Source organism: Aliterella atlantica CENA595 (assembly GCF_000952155.1).
Lineage (GTDB): Bacteria > Cyanobacteriota > Cyanobacteriia > Cyanobacteriales > Chroococcidiopsidaceae > Aliterella > Aliterella atlantica.
In genome coordinates this window covers 41,180-61,434 of sequence record NZ_JYON01000020.1, presented here as the reverse complement: position 1 = coordinate 61,434, position 20,255 = coordinate 41,180, and the positions used below count along the sequence as shown (strand labels likewise).

8 protein-coding genes are annotated in these 20,255 nt (G+C 41.8%); 1 reads left to right on the top strand and 7 read right to left on the bottom strand.

From position 1 onward, the window contains the following. Window positions 1-5: 5 nt before the first annotated feature. On the bottom strand, window positions 6-4,631 hold the full coding sequence (locus UH38_RS17170; protein WP_045055908.1) for a type I polyketide synthase: 4,626 nt from the start codon (window positions 4,629-4,631) through the stop codon (window positions 6-8). Between the two features lie 18 nt (window positions 4,632-4,649). Next, on the bottom strand, window positions 4,650-11,246 hold the full coding sequence (locus tag UH38_RS17165; protein WP_045055907.1) for a non-ribosomal peptide synthetase: 6,597 nt from the start codon (window positions 11,244-11,246) through the stop codon (window positions 4,650-4,652). 19 nt (window positions 11,247-11,265) lie between these two features. Between UH38_RS17165 and UH38_RS27925 the strand changes: the two genes are divergently transcribed. Beyond that, window positions 11,266-11,397: a hypothetical protein gene (locus UH38_RS27925; protein WP_268748896.1), complete on the top strand. Its 132-nt coding sequence runs from the start codon at window positions 11,266-11,268 to the stop codon at window positions 11,395-11,397. Between the two features lie 344 nt (window positions 11,398-11,741). Here UH38_RS27925 and UH38_RS17160 read toward each other — a convergent pair whose 3' ends face one another. From UH38_RS17160 to UH38_RS17140, 5 genes are all read right to left on the bottom strand, one after another. Further along, the gene (locus UH38_RS17160) at window positions 11,742-13,082 is read right to left on the bottom strand and encodes an MFS transporter (RefSeq protein ID WP_045055906.1); all 1,341 of its coding nucleotides are present in this window, start codon (window positions 13,080-13,082) and stop codon (window positions 11,742-11,744) included. 126 nt (window positions 13,083-13,208) lie between these two features. Continuing rightward, a complete protein-coding gene (locus UH38_RS17155; RefSeq protein ID WP_045055905.1) occupies window positions 13,209-13,607 on the bottom strand; it encodes a DUF1636 family protein in 399 nt (132 codons plus the stop codon). Beyond that, entirely contained in the window at window positions 13,604-14,656 is a 1,053-nt protein-coding gene (locus UH38_RS17150) for an iron-siderophore ABC transporter substrate-binding protein (protein WP_045055904.1), read from the bottom strand. Before UH38_RS17150 ends, UH38_RS17155 begins: the two co-directional genes overlap by 4 nt. A gap of 23 nt (window positions 14,657-14,679) precedes the next feature. Continuing rightward, window positions 14,680-17,286: a TonB-dependent siderophore receptor gene (locus UH38_RS17145; protein ID WP_045055903.1), complete on the bottom strand. Its 2,607-nt coding sequence runs from the start codon at window positions 17,284-17,286 to the stop codon at window positions 14,680-14,682. A gap of 553 nt (window positions 17,287-17,839) precedes the next feature. After that, a complete protein-coding gene (locus tag UH38_RS17140; RefSeq protein WP_045055902.1) occupies window positions 17,840-19,963 on the bottom strand; it encodes an acylase in 2,124 nt (707 codons plus the stop codon). Window positions 19,964-20,255: the final 292 nt, after the last annotated feature.

Below are 20,255 nucleotides of genomic sequence, written 5' to 3'. Positions count from 1 at the left end.
CTTGACTAACCACGCGCCTTTCTCCTTTGTTTCATCATTTTCTCTTCTTCAATAGCCTTTTCTTGCCTCTGCACGCGAGATTGAGCTTGCCGCACAATACTTTTGTCAACTTCTGCTGGGCTTAAATATTGAGCGAGAGCGTTGATTGTTGGGTATTCAAATAAATCAGTTGTGAATAAATCTCTTTGCAGTCTTTTTTGCAGTTGTCTGTGTAATTTTACGATCGAGAGTGAATCGCCGCCGAGTTCAAAGAAGTTATCATAAATCCCTACTTCTTCAATCCCCAGTAAGTTTTGCCAGACTTCGGCAATTATTTTTTCAGTTTCATTTCTAGGCGCAACATAAGCATTAGTCAATTGAGGACGTGGATATGTGGCTGATGCAGTTGTCTTACCTAAAGAATCCAGCATAGCCTGTGGGTTAAAATCGCGATCGCGTTCAATTAAAGCTGTCAAATCTTGAGTTGAAACTGCAATTTGCGGGACTGTACTATTAAGAACGCGCTCTAATACTTCTACCCCTTCTGCAGGTGAAACTGCATCCATTAAAAAAGTTTCTTCTTGAGCAAGATCGTATTTTTGGGTTATTCGTTTCACTGCCTCTATTGACATCCCCACATCTAGCCAATCATTCCAGTTAATAGATACTGTAAATGTGCCTTCTATGTGAGTTTTGTAATAAGCAAAAGTATCAAGAAACTCATTAGCAGCACAATAGCCAACCTCACTAAATTTACTTCTATAAATAACAGAACTAAGCGATGAGCAAAAAATGAAAAAATCTAGTTGAATATCTTTTAACAGGCTGTTTATGACTAGCGTACCCTTGACTTTTGGAGCCATAATTTCTGCTGTCATTTCTCGCGTTCTCCGAGAAATAACACCAGCATAATCGGCAACACCTGCACAGTGAATAATACCATTAATATGCTGAAATTTTTCTTTAACTGTTGTAAAAACTTTTTGCATTTGTTCTAGATTAGATACATCAGCACTAATGGCTAAAACTTCTGCACCGAAATTTTCTATTTCTTGTAATTTGCGAATTTTTTGGCTGATATTGTCTTCTTCATTATGAGTAGCTAGCCATTGTTCCCATTCTGATTTTGCAGGGAAAGCTGAACGCCCAATGAGAACTAATTTAGCTTGGATACTCTTTGCTAGATGTGATGCTAGAGTAAGTCCAACACCCCCCATTCCGCCTGTAATTAGATAGACTCCTCCTTGTTTTAATTTGGACGTTTCTTTGTGCTTTTCTAAACGGACAGGCTCAAAGGTTTGTACCCAACGATTAACACCACGATAGGCAACAACAATATCAGAAGATTGTGTTTTTAATTCATTTATTAAACTATCTACAAGTTTTTCGTACCAACTTACATCTGTAGGAATGACAATATCAATGCTGCGGCAGCTAATATGAGCATATTCTTGCGGAATTATCTTGACAGCGCCTAATAAAGTTGCCTTCTCTGGATATAAGCAATCTTTGCCAATGACTGATTGCATATTGTTAGAAACAACTGTAATTTGCAACTGGCTTGTAATGTGTTGTCTGCCAACTGCTTGAGCTAAAAACAGTAGGCTATAAAAACCTTTATCTTGCAGTTGCTCTACGCTTTCTATTTTTGAAGTATTATCAAAAGCAGTTACATTCCATAAATGAGCGATCGCTGTTGGGATTGTGTTTTGTGCTATCAATTCATTCAGCAACAAGTCATAATCATCACGTTGTTGGGGATTTAGGCTATATGCGCGATCGTCAAACTTAGTAAACTTGGCTCCCTCTTGGACTGTAATTACATCTTGTCCCTCAAGCTGAAGCCGTTTGGCTATTTCTATACCTAAACCAATTTTATCGATAAATATCAAAGTACAATACTTGCGATCGCTTGATTGTGTCTGGTTGATAATTCCAGAGGGTAAAGACTGTTTCCACAAAGGTGCGTAAAACCAATCTGCTATATCCGGCTTTTTGGCTAGTGGCTCAGATTTAGTACGTTCTCGTTCAATCCAGTAACGCTGACGTTCAAAAGGATAGGTCGGTAGCGGGAGACGATGACGGGACTGATGGCGATAAAATCCTGACCAATCTACCTGTACTCCATACAACCAGAGTTTGCCTAGTGAGTTCAGTAAAAATGCTACATCTGACTGCTTTTCTCTAGGATGAGGTAACGAAGACAATACTAGGGCATGAGAATGTTTTTTTGCTAAAGTACCTAAGCTGCGTCCTGGTCCTACTTCCAGCAAGTAATATTGCTCTTGCAGTAATGTAGAGATACCTGCACTAAACTGCACTGTTTTTCTTAAATGTGTTGCCCAGTAGTGAGGATTAGTAGCTTGTTCTGCTGCAATCCATGTTCCTGTAACGTTAGAAATAAAGGGGATTTGAGGAGTATTTAGTTTAACTTTTTGAACTTCTTTGATAAATGGCTCTAAAATCGGTTCCATCATCCCAGAATGAAAGGCGTGGGATGTATGCAAACGGCGACACTCTACACCTAATACTGTGAGTTTTTCTTGAATTGCGTCTATAGCATCGTAGGTTCCAGAAACGACACAGGAGTCAGGAGCATTACTAGCAGCTAAAGATAAATTGTCATTTAGCAGACTTTCAACTTCCGTTGCTGACTGAGAAATGGAAAGCATCGCACCAGTTGGCAGTTTTTGCATCAACTTTCCACGTTTAGCAACTAAAGCTAAAGCATCTTCCAGGGAAAATACACCAGCAAGACAAGCTGCGACATATTCACCAATGCTGTGACCAATTGTGGCACTAGGAGAAATCCCCCAAGACATCCATAACTTAGCTAAAGCATATTCAACTACAAACAATGCAGGTTGAGCGATCGCAGTTTGTTGCAGTTTTTCGGCGGCGGTTTTTGATGCAGATTCCTGGGGATAAAGTAGCGATCGCAAATCCAAACCAAGATGAGGTTGCAGCAATTGACAGCATAAATCGATCTGTTCTTGAAAAATCGCCTCTTTTTGGTAAAGTTCTTTACCCATATCTACATACTGAGCGCCCTGTCCAGAAAACATAAAGGCGATCGCTCGCTGACTTGGCTCTTGATATCTAGTCAAAACTCGTTGCCGAACCGGATCTTGCCATGCATTTAAGGCATCTTCAGAATCTTGACATACCAGCATTCGCCGATGCTTAAACTCTCTGCGCCCAACTTGCAAGGTATAAGCGACATCTGCAAGATTCAATTTTGGGTGCTGTTGGAGGCGGTTGAGTAAGTTTGTAGTTGCAGTCTCTAAAGCTGTTTCCGTCTTGGCTGATAGTAGTAACAATTTATATTGTCTACCTTCACTGCCCTCCTCCAAACAGGGTGCTTCTTCCAAAATGACATGAGCATTAGTTCCACCCATACCTAAAGAACTGACACCAGCACGACGCGGGGTAAATCCCTGTTGCCATTGGCTCAGTTTTGTATTGACGTAAAAAGGACTATTAGCAAAATCAATTTTGGGATTGGGTTGGGCAAAATTCAGACTGGGTGGTATTTGCTGGTGTTTGAGGGCGAGAACAGTTTTGATTAATCCAGCAACTCCAGCAGCAGCGTCGAGATGACCGATATTTGTTTTCACCGCACCGATCGCACAAAAACCTTTTTTCTCAGTGTGGGCGCGAAAAACCTGGGTGAGAGCAGCAATCTCTATAGGATCTCCCAAAGTTGTCCCTGTACCATGAGTTTCGATGTAACTAATAGTGTCGGGTTCTACCTCAGCCAGCATCATTGCTTCAGCGATCGCCTCTGCTTGACCATCCACACTAGGAGCCGTAAAACCGACTTTGGCAGCACCATCATTATTGATGGCTGCACCTTTAATTACTGCATAAATGCGATCTTTGTCAGCTACAGCTTCACTCAACCGCTTGAGAACTACAACTCCTAAACCATTGCCAATAGTGATTCCCTGTGCTTTGGCATCAAAGGCATAGCAATGACCATCAGGAGATAAAGTTCCACCTGGTTCGTGTAAATAACCAGTTTTTTGGGGAACATGAATTGATACTCCTCCCGCCAAAGCCATATCGCATTGATAATTTAGCAAGCTTTGACAAGCTAGAGTAATACTAACTAATGAGGTCGAACAAGCAGTTTGAATAGTTAAACTCGGACCTGTAAGATTTAATTTGTAGGATACGCGAGTTGCTAGGTAGTCTTTGTCATTCCCAATCGAAGTTTGATAGCACGTTACCGAGCCAACACTGTCTTTATTTAGATCGAAGCTCAAATAGTTATTATCGCTAGCACCGACATAAACTCCAATGCGTTGTTTGCACCTAGTAGAGTCATAACCAGCATCCTCTAGGGCAGTATCAGCACATTCTAGTAATAAGCGATGTTGTGGATCTGTAGTTTCCGCTTCCTTGGGATTGATATCAAAAAATCCGGCATCAAATAGGGCAATATCCTCTAAAATAAACCCAGATTTGACATAGTTTTTATCGTTGAGGAAAGTTGAATTGATGCCTGCGGCTGTTAATTCTTCATCTGTAAAACAGGAAATAGATTCTACCCCAGAGCATAAATTTTGCCAAAACTCTTCAATGTTTTTCGCCCCAGGGAAACGCCCCGCCATGCCTATAACAGCTATCTCTTCTATAGATTTACTCATTTCTAGCCTACTTTTAAATCAATTAATATTGTCTCTTTTTCTCAGCAAATTCTTTTGTCGATTTAAAGCTTGCTTTTGTTTTTGCGCTCGATTATGGAGCGAATTAAAAGCAGACTCTCCGTTTGTTTGGCGATTAATCCGCTCTGATAATTTACTAATTGTTGGGTATTGAAATAGCTCTACAACTGACAAATCACGCCCAAAACTTTCTTGTAATTCGTTATGCAACTGCACAATAAGTAAGGAATTACCACCAAGGTCAAAGAAATTGTCATGGATGCCAATTTTATCTACCTGCAATATCTCTCGCCAAATTGCCACAATTTTTTGTTCGACTTGAGTTTGCGGAGGTACATAAGCAATTTCTACAAGACGCGAATTTTCTGGCTGTGGAAGCGATCGCTTATCGACTTTACCATTAGGTAGCAAAGGCAACGTATCTAATACCACGTAGCTGCTAGGCAACATATAAGCGGGTAGTTTTTCCTTCAGAAAACCGCGCAATTGAGGAACGAGTTTTTGAGGATCTGTATGTGGCGATCTTTGATTACTGTATTCTTGCCAAGGTCGGATATTTGCTTGCGGTTGTAATGCTGAAGCCGTTATGCGATCGCTAGTGCCGATCTGGTGCCGCCTAAATATCGCATCATAACAATCGTTTCTACCAGTAGACCAAATTATTTCCACACCATAAGGTAGTTCTTGACTTAGTTTCCACAGGTCTTCAGGCTCTAACCCTAGCGTGGGAGCATCTTGGATTTGCCGTAGATTTGCAATTGTTTGCGATGGTTCAGCTTCTACCATCCATTGCAAAATTTGGATTTCTTTTAGCAAACGAGGATTAGAAACTCTCTCTATTCGGAAACATTCTGGCTTTCGTTCTAAAAGCAACTGACGAATTGCAGCGACACTTAATTGCTCTTGCTGCCAATCTAAAGAAGGTATGTCTTGGATCGTCTTAACTGGAGTTTCTATATAGAGGATGACATCATATTTAAACTTAGTTAACTCGTTATCATAGCGACCACCCTTGAGTTGAATTTGTACGTGGCTAATTTGAGGTATATGTTGCTTAATAGCCGCAAACAAAGCTGGGTCAATAACTAATTCATTATCAGCATAGAGGTGTTCTTGGACTCGTTGCTTAAACTTGTCTGCGGTAAGAGAATCTAGTGCGCGATCTAGTTGGACAGAGGCATGAAAAGCTTCTAAAAGTGGTAAACTGCGAACGCCACCAATAAAAATTCGTCCCCCAGATTTGACGAGAGTAACTACTTTTGCCAAAACATTGACTAAGTAATCAATGCTAGGAAAATTTTGAATAATCTCATTGAGAATAACTGTGTCTATTTCTTGTGGTGCAATGGCTGTTAGGTTATGCGCCATCCCTTGAATAAGTTTGACCTTAGATACTAATTCTGTCTGGTTTTTGTCTAACTGCTGTTTTAGATATTGTAATGCTACCTCGGAGATATCCATCCCCCTGTAATGCTGGCAATGAGGCGCAACTCTCGACAAAATTAAACCTGTACCGCAGCCAATTTCTAACACCTGCTGAGGTTGTAAAGCAAGAATTCGCTGGACAGTGCAATCTACACTTTCGATAATTTCTGACTCTGGTAATGGCTGTTCGGTGTAGCTACTTTTCCAAACTCTTAAATTAATTGAAGGGTCAGACGAAGAAAATTCCCAACTGTAAAATTGATCGTAAACAGTTTGGATTTGAGACAAATACTCAACTTCTGCGGTTGTAGATATTTGTGCGTCAAGATGAGGATTATTTTGATTTGGGACTAAATAAGCTACTAATCGCCGATCTCCAGGAATATCTTCTCGCAGTAAAACAACAGCATCTTGCACAAGTGGATTTTGGCGTAAAACTGACTCAATTTCTCCTAATTCCACTCGGAAGCCACGAAACTTAATTTGACTATCCAATCGTCCCAAGATTTCTAGATTACCATCAGGGAGATATTTAGCGCGATCGCCTGTTTTGTATAAATACTCTCCCATCTGGTGGCTGAAGGGATTGGGTATAAATCTTTCGGCGGTTAACTCAGGACGATGTAAATATCCTCGCGCAAGTCCTACACCAGCAATGTATATTTCTCCAGGAACTCCCACAGGAACAGGTTGTAAGTTGCGATCTAGCAGATAAATTGCTGTATTTTGCACCGGACGACCAATTGGTGTTTTTGCATCGGTAGAATCTGGATGCACAGAATACAAGGTAGTGCAAATGGTGGCTTCTGTAGGTCCATAACCATTGATAATCTGCAATCTGGGAATTTGCTTTTGAATTGAAATTAGCAAACTTTGCAAAATGGGTTCTACACCTACAAGTAACCGCTGCAAAGTCAATTTTCCTGGCTTGTCTGCTAACCAATCAGCAAGTGCTTTGAGATGGAAAGGAGGCACATAAGCGCTCTCGATCTGATGGACATCTAACCATTCCCCAAACTTGCTAACATCGGCACGTATAACTTCTGGAACAATATGTAGTGTTCCTCCTGCTAAAAGAGCAGAAAAGATTTCATACACCGAAACATCAAAATTTAGGCTTGTCCACAAACTGCAAGCATCCCCAGCTTGAATTTGATGTCTGCCAGTAAAATCTGCTAATAAATTACCCACTCCCCAATGAGTGCAGCAAACACCTTTACTTTGACCTGTAGAACCAGAGGTATAAAGCACATAAGCAAGGTTAGTAGGTAAGGCTTGATTGACTGGATTTACTTGGTTTTCTGGAGTATCTACCTGCCAAGAATCGAGATAAACAACTGTAGCGTTACTGTGCAAACACAACTCTCGATCCAGTTGCTCTTGAGTTAGCAAAACTGCCACTTGAGTATCTTGGAGCATAAACTCCAGACGCTCTTGGGGATAGGTTGGATCTAGGGGTACGTAAGCACCACCAGCTTTGAGAATTGCCAAAATCCCCACCACCATTTCTACAGAGCGTTCTACACAAATTCCTACCAAAACTTCAGGTTTTACCCTTTGTCTGCGTAAGTGATGAGCAAGTTGGTTAGCTCTTTGATTCAGTTGATGATAGGTAATTTTTTCTCGTTCAAATACGACAGCAATAGTATCTGGTGTCTTGGCTGCTTGGGTTTCAAATAGCTCGTGCAAGCATTGATTTTGCCAATTATTACTACAAGTATTATTCCAATCAATCAGTAACTCCTGTTGTTCTGCTGGAGTTAACATCGGCAAGTCAACGAGACTTTGCTCTGGATTTTGGACAATGCTTGCTAACAAGGTTGTAAAATGCCCAATCATCCGATTGATAGTGTCAGCATTAAACAAGTCTGTACTGTATTCAACCCAACCAATCATCCCTTGGGAAGTTTCTTCCATATCAAAACTCAAGTCAAGCTGCACTGTTCCGACATCAACAGTTAACCGAGTTAAAGTTATATCTGCAACTTGCAACGCTGGTAGTGGGGTATTGTGCAGAGCAAACCATACTTGAAATAGTGGATGCCTACTCAAGTCCCGTTCTGGTTGCACTGTCTCTACTAATTGGTCAAAAGGTAAATCTTGATGAGCATAAGCTCCTAATGTGACTTCCCGAATTTGCTTGAGCAACTGTGTAAATGTCAAGTTCTCACTCAAATTTGTCCGCAACGCTAATGTATTGACAAAGCAGCCAATCAGTGGTTTCAATTCTTGATGGTTGCGGTTGGCAACAGGCGAACCAACTAAAATATCTGACTGACCACTATAACGATAAAGTAACACTTTAAACGCTGCTAACAGCGTCATAAACAGCGTTACTCCCTCTTGCCGCGAGACGGTTTTCAAGGCTGCGGTTAGAGACTTGGATAGGGCAAATTCTCGCTTGCTACCAACAAAACTTTGGACTGGTGGGCGTGGATAATCTGTAGGTAAATCTAATACTGGCAGAGGTTTACTTAATTGTTGCTGCCAATACCGTAGCTGTGAATCTAGTACATCTTTTTGCAGCCAATTGCGTTGCCAAACAGCAAAATCTGTATATTGGATAGGCAGTTCAGCTAGTGCTGGGGGTTTTCCTGTCAAAAAGGCTTGATAAAATGCTGCAAGTTCTTGGAGAAAAACTCCCATAGACCAACCATCAGCAGCAATGTGATGAATTGTCAGCAACATGATATGCTCTGTCGGCTGAAGTCTGACGAGGGTACAGCGTAACAAACACCCGCTTGTCAAATCAATCGGTTGACGTGCTTCTAAGCGCATCGATCGCTCTAAATCTGCTGTTTGCTCAGGTGCTTCTAACTTCTCTAAGTCAATTATCGGTATCTTGACAGTCAAACTAGGAGCAATAACTTGTAGCGCTTTGCCTTTTCTATTAGTAAAAGTAGTCCTTAGAACTGCGTGACGTTGGATAATCGCATTTAAACTTTCCTCTAAAACAGCAATGTTCGCAGATCCAGTTAAGCGTGCGGCGATCGCCATATTGTAAAATGGGTTGCCTGGTTCTAACTGATCAAAGAACCACAAACGTTGTTGAGCGAAGGAAAGAGGATATTCGTTAATACTTGTAGCAACTGGTGATATTGCCTGTGCGATCGCTTTTTTCTCTTTGATTTGTGCGATCGCCTGCGTCGCTAATTGAGCAATACTAATACCATCTAGAAAATTCACTGCGGGTATTTGTACCCCAAACTTATTTTCAATCCAGTTCTGCAAATCGATTGCCATAATCGAATCTAATCCCAGAGTATTCAAAGCTTGCTGGGAGTTGAACTGAGATGGAGCTACTTTCAAAATTTGAGCTACAACCCGATGCAGATAATCTTCTAAAAGTTGCTGACGATTTTCTGTTGCAGCTAAAAGAGTCTCGCGACACAAATTATCTAAATCAAAATCATTACTTACATCGTCGAAAATACTACTTGCAACTACAGCTAACTCACTGGCAAGAAACTGGGCGCGAGTTGCACGTCTTTGAATCTTACCACTGCTAGTTTTGGGGATACTACCTGGTTTAATTAAAACTACTGCATAAACTTGGACTTCATGCTCTTGTGTCACCGCTTGACGAATAGCACTTATTACTTCTTCTACATTAGGTTTGGCGCGAAACTCTAATTCTTGGACAATGACTAACTTCTCTTCATTGTCTACTTCAACTGTAAATGCGGCACTAGCACCAGCGCGTAAAGATTGATGGCTGCTTTCGCAGCTAAGTTCTATATCCTGTGGGTAAAGATTGCGACCGCGAATAATAATTAAATCTTTAGCTCTACCTGTAATAAATAGCTCTCCATCCTGCAAAAAGCCCAAATCTCCAGTTCGCAGGAAAGGTCCTGCGCCTGTATCTGATAAATAAGCGCCAAATGTCTCTTCTGTCTCTTGTTCTCGATGCCAATAGCCTTGACCAACGCTCAATCCTGATACCCAAATTTCCCCAATTTCGTCGGGTTGACAAGCCTTAAGTGTTTCAGGATTAGCAATAACTACTTGCTGTTGGGGGATGACTCGACCGCAACTAACAAAATGATATATATTCTCATCTGCAACTGCCAATTCAATAACTCGATTAGATGCTAATGCCGATTTGTCAATCGCTTTTACTAATGGTGAGGTAGCCTTATCTACACCTGAAACCATGAGAGTTGTTTCCGCCATGCCATAACATGGATAGAATGCCTCTTTGCGAAAGCCACATTCTGCAAATGCGGCTGCAAATCTCTCCAAGGTATCGTAACGAATCGGTTCAGCACCATTAAAAGCTACACTCCAGCTACTCAGGTCAAGAGTTGCTTTTTGTTCGGGAGTAATTTTCTGCACGCATAGATCGTAGGCAAAATTGGGACCGCCACTGGTCGTTCCTTGATATTGAGAAATTGTCTGCAACCAACGATATGGACGTTGGAGAAAGGCAGCAGGAGGCATAACAATACACGGAAAACCCCCATACAAAGGTTGTAATATGCCACCGATTAAACCCATATCGTGGTACATTGGCAACCATGTGACAAACTTACTGTCTGCGGAATGCTCCATAAATTGGCAAGTTGTCAGAGCATTGTGCAGGAGGTTGCCATGAGTAATCATCACACCTTTAGGCGTGCCTGTAGAACCAGATGTATATTGCAGAAAAGCCAGGCTATCTCTATCGATCTGGGGTGGTTGCCAATTATCTTCTATCCCCTGTGTCAGATTATCGGTAGTTAACCACTGCAATGATGTTGTGTCAGTCTTTTCTGTCATGAGAGACTGCACTGTTGAGAATATTTCCGTAGTTGTTAGAGCGATCGCAGCTTCGGCATCAGTAGCAATTGCTTTTATTCTTGGTGTATTGCGCTGATTTCTGGGAGGATATGCAGTCACCGCCACAACTTTTGCATATAAGCAACCAAAGAAGGCAATTAAAAAATCTAGTCCAGCAGGATAAAGCAGTAAAGCTCGTTCGCCTGTTAAGCCTAGTTCTTGCAACCGAGTAGCAACTCGACGTGCTAGCCGATCTAATTCTTGGTAAGTCAGGGTTGTTTGCTCTGTTTCCCCGTCTAACAAAAATGTGAAAGCATCTCGATTTGGCTGCGATGAACTTCTCAAACGTAACAGTTCTACAACAGTAGAACAGCTAGGTTGGCTTTTAACAGAGGAACAATTGGATTTAATCATGTTTATTTGCGAGAGCTAAATGCACCTAATAAACTGCTGGTTTTCTCAGGTTGCGATCGCCAGAGAAAATTGGCGGGATGTCGTTTCTACAGAGCTTTCGGCTGGTAATAAAAATATGCTCGCCAGCACTGAAACTGCATTTGATTTATGAAACTGGAGAGTATTTTCATCCTGTACCTTCTGTGACTACTGCTGATTATCGATCTCAATTCAAGCCTAGTAGTCAACCAAACCAAGGATTGTAAGTCGAGTTAGAATTTTGTGCTTACTTAACTCTAGTTCTCGACCATTGATAGTTTAGCCAACCACCGATGTGCTGAAATTAAAACATTCGTCTGTGCGAATCATTCTCAATATTATTGAGAGTTATTTTTATTTAGCTTGCCTTACTTTACCGATAAGTGACAGATTGAGGCAAGAGAATAGCAATGAGTAAAACTTATAGCTTTTAGCGCTAAGATAATCTAGGTATATAAATAAGGACAGTTCTAGGACTTATTTCCCCGATTCAACTCGTGCATATTCAGCATCATGGTCGGGTAAAATCTTCTCCACATCTCGCAGTTGGGGAATATAAAATCCAGCACACCCAACCAGCAACATACCCACAGCACAGATTACATACAGCAGTGCGATCCCCGCACCTGCATTAGTCCCAAATATTGTTGCCAAAATTCCCGCACGACCATTACCTGCGGCTAATGCAGGAGTAAATATTCTATCTGCTAGAGGACCTGCGATTAAATAAGCTACTGCTGACCCAAATTGTAAAACTAATGCATGGGCGGCAAATACCCTTCCTTGGACATGGGGAGCAACTTTAGCTAACCAAATGGCGTTATCAGAACTACCGTTGAAAGGGAAATTGAAAGAAGAACAAAACTGCATAGGTATCCAAATCCAAGGGGTTCGACCCCAACCAAAAACAATTTTACTTAGTCCTGCACCAATCATCCCCAACAAAACACCGTCGATCTTCTTGGTAAAACCACCCCAGGTACTCACAATGATGGCTCCAGTGACACCACCAAAACCAGCCGCAGCAGCTAAACTGCCCAAAACCACAGTATCATTGCCAGTTCGAGATAAAATCAATGGCGTATAGAGAGAATCCCCAACATCATGAGCAAACCAAAACAGGAATGCGACGATTAAAAGAGCGAGTAAGCTTTTGCGTTCGAGAATATAGCGAAAACCAAATCCTAAACCTTGCCAAATATGGGTATAAGTTTCCTGGGTATCGATTAGAGATGGGTTAGGTATGCGGGCAAATAATAAACTACTAATAGCGATCGCAAAGGTAGAAATATCAATCAGCCAAATTCCCAATAAACCAATTATTGGATAAAGATATCCTGCTAAAGCGGGAGCGACTATATTACTGCCATAAGTTGCAACAAATTCCAGGCTGCTAGCACGGGTGTAATGTTGTTTGGGAACTAATAAAGATACTGATGCGGAGTATGCTAAAGATTGAAATTGATTAAATGTCCCGACAATAGCGCTAGCTACATATAAATGCCAAATTTGCAAATGGTTGGTGAGATATAACAGCATCATGGCGATTGTCGTCAGCACTGCTACTGTGTCACCTATTATCAACAGTAATTTGCGATTAAAATGGTCAACAATTGCCCCTGAGATGGAAGCTACCGCTATACTAGGTAGCAAGCTAAAAAAGCCCACTAGAGTCAGAGTTGTTGCTTGACCTGTAATTTCCCATGCCCAAATGGCGATCGCAAAGCGACTCATACTACTACCAATAGTAGAAACCAATTGACCTACCCAGATCGCCAAAAAGTTACGCATACTGCTAGGATTTGGTGGTTGTGACATTCTCTAATAATTCGTAATTCGTAATTCGTAATTCGTAATTGAAGAGGTAATATGTGGATAGTGATACAAATAGCCAAACGCACATTTTATCAATAAAAAATAAACCAATATTCTGAAGCTTACTTACTATGAAGGCTCTGGAATTTCTCGATTAGCTACAGAAGGAACACAAGCAAAGAACTTAGATTCCAACTGCTTAGGCAGTTTGTCCCAATTAACTGCTCCCTTGCTATTACTGATATACATCTGGACAAATTCAAGTAATGCTGAGGCATTTTCTTCATCTGGAGGCAAATCGACCAGCAAATATGTTGGCTTATCGGAGGTAGAAACAGCAACAACACAACCACGACAATTCCACAAACAGCCGACAGAGCGAATTTCTAATTCTTCTGCTGTGAATTTTTCAACTGATAAAGTGGCAATATTGTCAAGGAGAATACTGCCATCGTAACGCTGATTTTCTGCTAGTTCTGCTGACGAACTGTGACAGGATTTGCAAACAAATAGGGTACATTTGGTCATGGGTTTGTGCGTGACATTAAAAGTGCGGGTAATTTTTCTAACATCAAAGAATTAGCAATAGGCGGACCAACTACACTGCCCCAGAGAGTATAGTCTACAAAGTAAACTCGTCCTTCTTTCCAGGCTCGTGAATTGTGCAATAGGCGAGTTGTCGCCCATTTCTGCTTGAGTTCTTGGAAAGGAACGGTATAAGTAGATTGACCATTCCAATGGTCTAGCCAGGTATTAACAATGACAATGTCCGCGTCTATTTGACTGAGGGTTTCCAGGTTAATTTTTGGACGCAACCCAAGTGTGCGCTCAACATCTGTCAGCAATACAGGTCGAAAGCCTATTTGTTGCAAAAGTTCAATTGTATCTCCTTGGGATATCACCTCTATATAGTTCATCGATAAACTGCAAGCAATATTTAGCACTCGTGGATGGGTGCTAGACAGTTGGGCTAATTGAGCGCGGGTTTGCGCTAGTTTTTGCTGTTGTGAGGAAACGAGCGATGTAATGTTTTTTTGACTATCCAGTGCGTTGGCGACAATTTTGATATTTTCTTGCCAATCTTGCTCGTTATCTATCAATACAGTGGGAGCGATCGCTGATAACAACTGATTTTCCTGATATTTTATGCCCAAAATCAAATCTGGTTGGAGGAGAGTTAAAGTTTCTAGAGAGGGACTGGAGCGATCGCCCAAATTAATCGGTTGATTGGTGACAAAATTACCCAAGTAGGGAATTTGTTGGCTAGGATTGTCAAATTGGCGCGATCGCACTAAGTAAGCATCGGCGTAGGCAGTAGGTTGAACATCCAGAGCTAACATCATACTGAGAATCTTAGGTTCAAGAGCCGCAACTATTGTAGGTTTACCACAAATTTTGGTTTTTCCTACTGCGTGGTTCACAACTCGACAATCCGCAGATGGCGATCGCCCAATTTCTCCACTGGGGGTTTGAGGACTACTACCATGACAAGCTGTAATTAAGATGGCGCTCAATAAAGCCCAGCCAATGTATTTATATAAAAAAGCGATCGCTTTGCAGCAAGTTTCCCAGAACATTGTAAACTCAAGAAAAATCAAGGTTAGAACTCAATTGCAAACGAACCAATGACAGTAAATGGTGCGCCAGGGTAGATGATATTTCTAGTTTGGGCTGTCTCATAATAAGTCTGATTGAAAAGATTGCGGAAATTCAGTGCTACCCTCCAGTTATCCCGTTTGTAATAGATGGCGGAATCTGTGCGGAAATAGCTGGGCAAAACGCTTGTATTATCCAAGTCGGCAAATCTATCTCCTACATAGTACAGTCCCAAACCAAAGCCCAAACCTTCTAAATCGCCAGTTTGAATTTCGTAGGTCGTCCACAAACTAGCGGCGTGTTCGGGAACATTAATCAGCCGATTACCTACAGCAATGGTGTTGTCTTCTGAGGTAATCGCATCGGTATAAGTGTAAGATGCAATGATATTCCAACCAGGCTGAATTTCGCCGCCAACATCTAATTCAACACCTCTGCTTCTTTGTTCTCCTACCTGGATGGAGAGATCGGGATCGATGGGATCGGCGGTAATAACGTTGGTTTTGGTAATTTCGTAGGCTGCTAAGGTTGCTGAAAGGCGATCGCTAATATCTGCTTTGATCCCTACTTCATACTGCGTTCCTTCCGTTGGTTTAAAAGGTTCGTTCGTTACTGCCGAGCGATCGAGAAATCGATCGGGTTGAAATGATTGAGTATAGCTGGCATAAAGAGAAATTGGTTGAATTGGCTGGTAAACAATACCAACACGGGGACTGAAGGCACTGAGGTTTTCTTCTTCAGGCGTTCCGAAGTTATCTCGGCGGTAGAAGGCATCAAAGCGACCGCCAACCAGGACTTTGAGATTATCTGTAAAAGCAATTTGATCTTGCAGGTAAATTCCGAGAGTATCTCTACGAGTTGTGTAAGATGAAGTTTTTTCATCAGGTATATCAGGCAGATCGACATCATAATCAGGATTGAAAATGTCTAGCAAGATGGGGTCTGGCACATCGTATAAGTTATAAGCCCATATATTTCTTCTTAACTCCACCCCAATTAAAGGTTGATGGACAATCGATCCCGTGTTGAAGCGTCCCACTACTTCTGTTTGCAGTGTATAGATTTCTCGTGTAAAATCGTCACGACCTATATATATCGGGGCAAATTGGTCATCAACTAGCTCATTACCACCAGTGGCATAATTACCTGCTGATTCAGCAGACACTAAGGAAAATCCATTGCGAAGTTGCCAATTTTCGCTAAATTGATGCTCTAGTCTATAGCCAACTCGAAAAGTGCTATCGTCATAAACACTGTCCGGTAGCCCAACTAAGCGACTAATAGGAATGGGAGCAGGTCTGTCTCCAAGTGAAGGAAGTCCGCGATCGAAGAGGTAATTATTGTTTTGATATTCAAGATCGACCGTTAATGAAGTGCGATCGCTGATATCTAAGGTAAATACAGGCGCAACAAATACACGTTCTGTAAAGTTGTAATCTCGAAAACTCCCAGAATTTTGATAAGCCGCATTCAACCGATATAACAACGAACCATCATCTTCCAGTGGTCCAGAAATATCAAGACTGGAGCGATAAAAAGCATAATTGCCGACATTTACTTCAGCCGAATAGTAGGGAGTACCAAGAGGTTGCTTTGTGACCACATTGACAATTCCTCCTGGTTCAGATTGACCAAATAGAACTGAAGCTGGTCCTTTAAGGACTTCAATGCGATCGATATTTGCTGGATCTACCGAGGAATAAAAGTCATTGTCAGCAAGTCCATTACGGAAATTCCCTTCTTGAGCAAAACCACGAATATTAAATCCACCCGCATCTGTACCTCCGTAGTTACCTTCTTTGCGTACACCACTGATGTTCTCCAAGGCTTCTTGGATGCGCGTCGTTTTTTGGTCTTCTAAGATTTGACGCGGAATCACTTGAATCGAACCAGGAATATCTCGCACAGGTGTATCGGTTCTAGTTGCAGTCGAAGCATTCGGCGCGCGATAGCTGTCTTGCTCCCCCGTCACCAGCACTTCCTCCAGTTCATTTTGCGGCGCTGCGGGTTCTTCTGGAGGTGTTTCGGTTGCTGGTTGTTCCTCCGTTTGAGGTGGTTTTGCTGCTGTTGTTAATGATGCTACTGCAAAAACCAACCCAGCATCATCATCAAATAACTCAACTTTGGGTAAAGAGTTCTCACCTACTACTGTTAAACGCACAGTGTTTGCATCAACATTGGTAGCGGTTATCTCAGTAACTCCAGATATGGGATTTTCCGAGCGATATGTGAAACCATCCCCATTAGGTAATCGCAATTGCCCACCAGTAATATCTGCAACAAAATTATTACCTGTACTGCGATTGGTAACTTGCAGTTGCTCCCCTTGGTTGGATGCAAAAATGACCTCCAACCCTTGATCGGTGGATTTTGCTGTTACTCCTGTAATAACTACGACAGTATTTTCTTGGGTTGGTGTTTGTGCCAAAACACGAGAATTTTGGGCAGGAATTTTGCTGTCACCTAGTTGAGCAATATTTTTACTAATTTCATCTCCCAATTCCTCACTTGTCGCGGGAGTGGAGAGTAAAACGGTAATGCTAGCAAAGCTAACTGCCAAAGGGAGCGTACTTTTCAGCAACAAGTTGAAAAAAAATTGATATGGCTTCATTGTTGATTTTTGACTTTTTACCAATGGGCTGCGGCAATTGTTTGTTTAAAGGTAGTTAATTGATAGGTCGATGGCGATCGTTCACGCCCAACCACGTTCATCTTCTGGTGAGGAGCTAGATGAAATTTATTTTTATTTATTAAAATGACGACGTGTCCTCCAATACCAGTTGTATCAGCAAATTTGCCGATCTATATTTGGGTTTAAATTTTGGATAAAAAACTTAAAAGAATGCTGGCATGGTTCTCAACATCGCTTTTTGCTTGTCAAGCTAATTAATTGCTTTTGTCATTAAAGATGAAGTTGTTGCTAAAAATTACCAGTATGATTATTACACTATAATGGATAGCGAATCAATCTTAGTCAAGGATAATAATAATATTTCTCAATAATTTTCTATAGTGCGATCGCTCGATGCAAGCGGTATGACCGATCTACACCCTGGGGTGCTGAAAGGAAATAGACTGCTTGCAGAAGGAAAGAGAAGTTACAAAAGATGCTAGAGTCTTGCTGAGAAATATTTCCGCTAGATCGAAAGTTACCCTAAACTCTTTTAGAAGACTGTACGCTCCTCTAAGTGAGCGGTAATCTCCTGTCGGGTTCGCCAGACTGGACGCAACTGTTGACGAGCAAAAAGTTGCAGTTGATCGCCAATATGGGAGGAATTAGGTTGAGTAGCATTGCCATAGCTGGTAAGTGCCTGTGCTTTGACTGGTTGGGAAAATTCTACAGCAGCAACGTAAGAGTCACCATAAACGGCTTGAAAACGCTCATCACCTGTTGGGGCAAAATCCAAGACGCGGAAAATACCTTTATCGTCATCACCACCATTAGCTGGCAGATCCAGATTGCCATACTGCAATCTAAAAACATCTCCCCAAGCTACATCTAGAGTTCCATATATCTTCTCTACTTTTGCCGCCACATCTGATAGGGCTTTAACTGCACTTGCAGGATCGGCTAATCCGTCGGGTGTTGCGAGCGGCGATTTTTCTTGCCAAGGAGTGCTAAATGCTTTGTCTAAATCTAGATTATCAACCCAAGAGTTGAACAATACAGCACCTTTGCTATTTGCGTCTGTTTTCCGATCCCATGCTGCTAAAACATCGGCGGCGCGACGTGCTAGTTCATCATTAGATTGTCGTACAGCCCCAATCAAATCATCGAGAATTCTGTCTGCCAATTCCATCCGTGTAGAATGCTTATAGGCAATCATTTCCGCAAAAGAAATACTTTCATCTTCAGCTAACATCTTGGCAGAACTCTGCGCTCGAAAATCCATTGGTCCTCGCGGAGCCATATAAGGTGGATAATTATCAGCTTTGATGGGGGTGGGAAATGTTGTAGTCCAAGGTGGATCGTTGGCGTTTTGCAACCAACCACTAACTGGATCGATCGCTTTAGGCAAATCTTGATAGGGGTGGGCTTTTGTCCATAATGTTTGCGATGTATCGCCAGGAATAATACCTTGCCAGTATGCAAAGTCTCCTTGTTGGCGGACGGGAACTAGACCATTGAACAAGTGCATAATATGCCCTTCGCGGTCAGCATACATGACAGTAAACATAGGAAGTTGCAAACGTTGCAAAACCTGCTGAAATTGGCTGAGATTTTTGGATCTAGCCATATCCCACCATTGTTCTAAAACACCCGAACTATTTTGACCTACAACACGCAGTGCCAAGGTTTTGCCATCTTTTTGGCTAACTATCGGTCCGTGAACAGAACTTCTAACAGTAAGTATTTGCTCGCGCAACGAGCCATCTTTCTGCTTCACTTTTAAGGGAAAACTAGCTGTTGCAAAGGGATGAACTTTACCATCAAAAAGGTAGCCGTCCTTTTGCAATTTCAGTTCGTATGCATCCCAACCATCATGTGTATTGACAGTATGAGTCCAACCCAAATTATCGTTGAAGGCGATCGCTAATACAGGAAGACCCACCAATGCTGCTCCATAAGCATCGATCCCTGGGGCAGTAATTTGGGCTTCGTACCATAAAAATAAATCGCTCCAGGGCAAATGAGGATTAGCCAACAACATCGCCTTACCACTAGCAGAGCGTTTTGGGGCGATCGCCCAACCATTAGAACCTGGGGTAGTCTTTTTAGGACTTATATCTGCTACTTGTTCTGGAGCGACAACAAAAGAAAAAAGCAGTACCCGTTGCAGATGGCTAAGTGCATCCTCTGGCGTGACAGGCAATACTACTTTTACTTCATCATCAATTAAATCGGGATGCTTTTTGGCATACGCATTAATACCAGCCACAAAAGCATCAAGGTAACTACGAAACGCAGGGCTTTGTGCCTTATACCAAGTTTTTGTGCGTTGAGGTACATTCATTGTCAGTACCCATTTATCTGATTCAAGATATTCCTCTCCCCAATATTGTGCCGCCCTTCCCCGTGCTTGACCGTAGAGGCGCAACAGCAAGTTAGCATGACTTTGCATTTGCGCCCAACCAAAGGCGCGAAAAGTACCTGGGATGCTATTTCCGTAAATATGCGGTATGCCGTATGTATCCCAAAGAATTTCTGTATTTTTGGGTGCAGCGCTTAGACCTTGGCTACTTACTACCACTGTAAATATGATACTGAGTAGAAACGGGAACAATCTGCGGAATCTTTTTTGCCAGATCGCAGGACTATTAAGCTGAGTTTTAGCCGTAAAAAACATTTTATTTGCAGTAAAAAATTAAAGACAGCGATCGCCAAGCACATATCAGCAAAACAGCAGTAAGCGATCGCCGCAATCTAACGACACTTTTGCTCAATAATCAAAGCCACTACACCAAAGCCCACTATTGGCAAAGTAACTATACCAATAGTGCTAAACAGTTTGCTATTCCTGTCTCTTAGCCGCCAAACAAGTCAAAACCCCTCTAGTCAAACTAACTAATATTTTTTTAATAATGAAACTTATTTGCAATAAACACTAAAATAGGATTGATGTCAAGTTCAGTAACTCT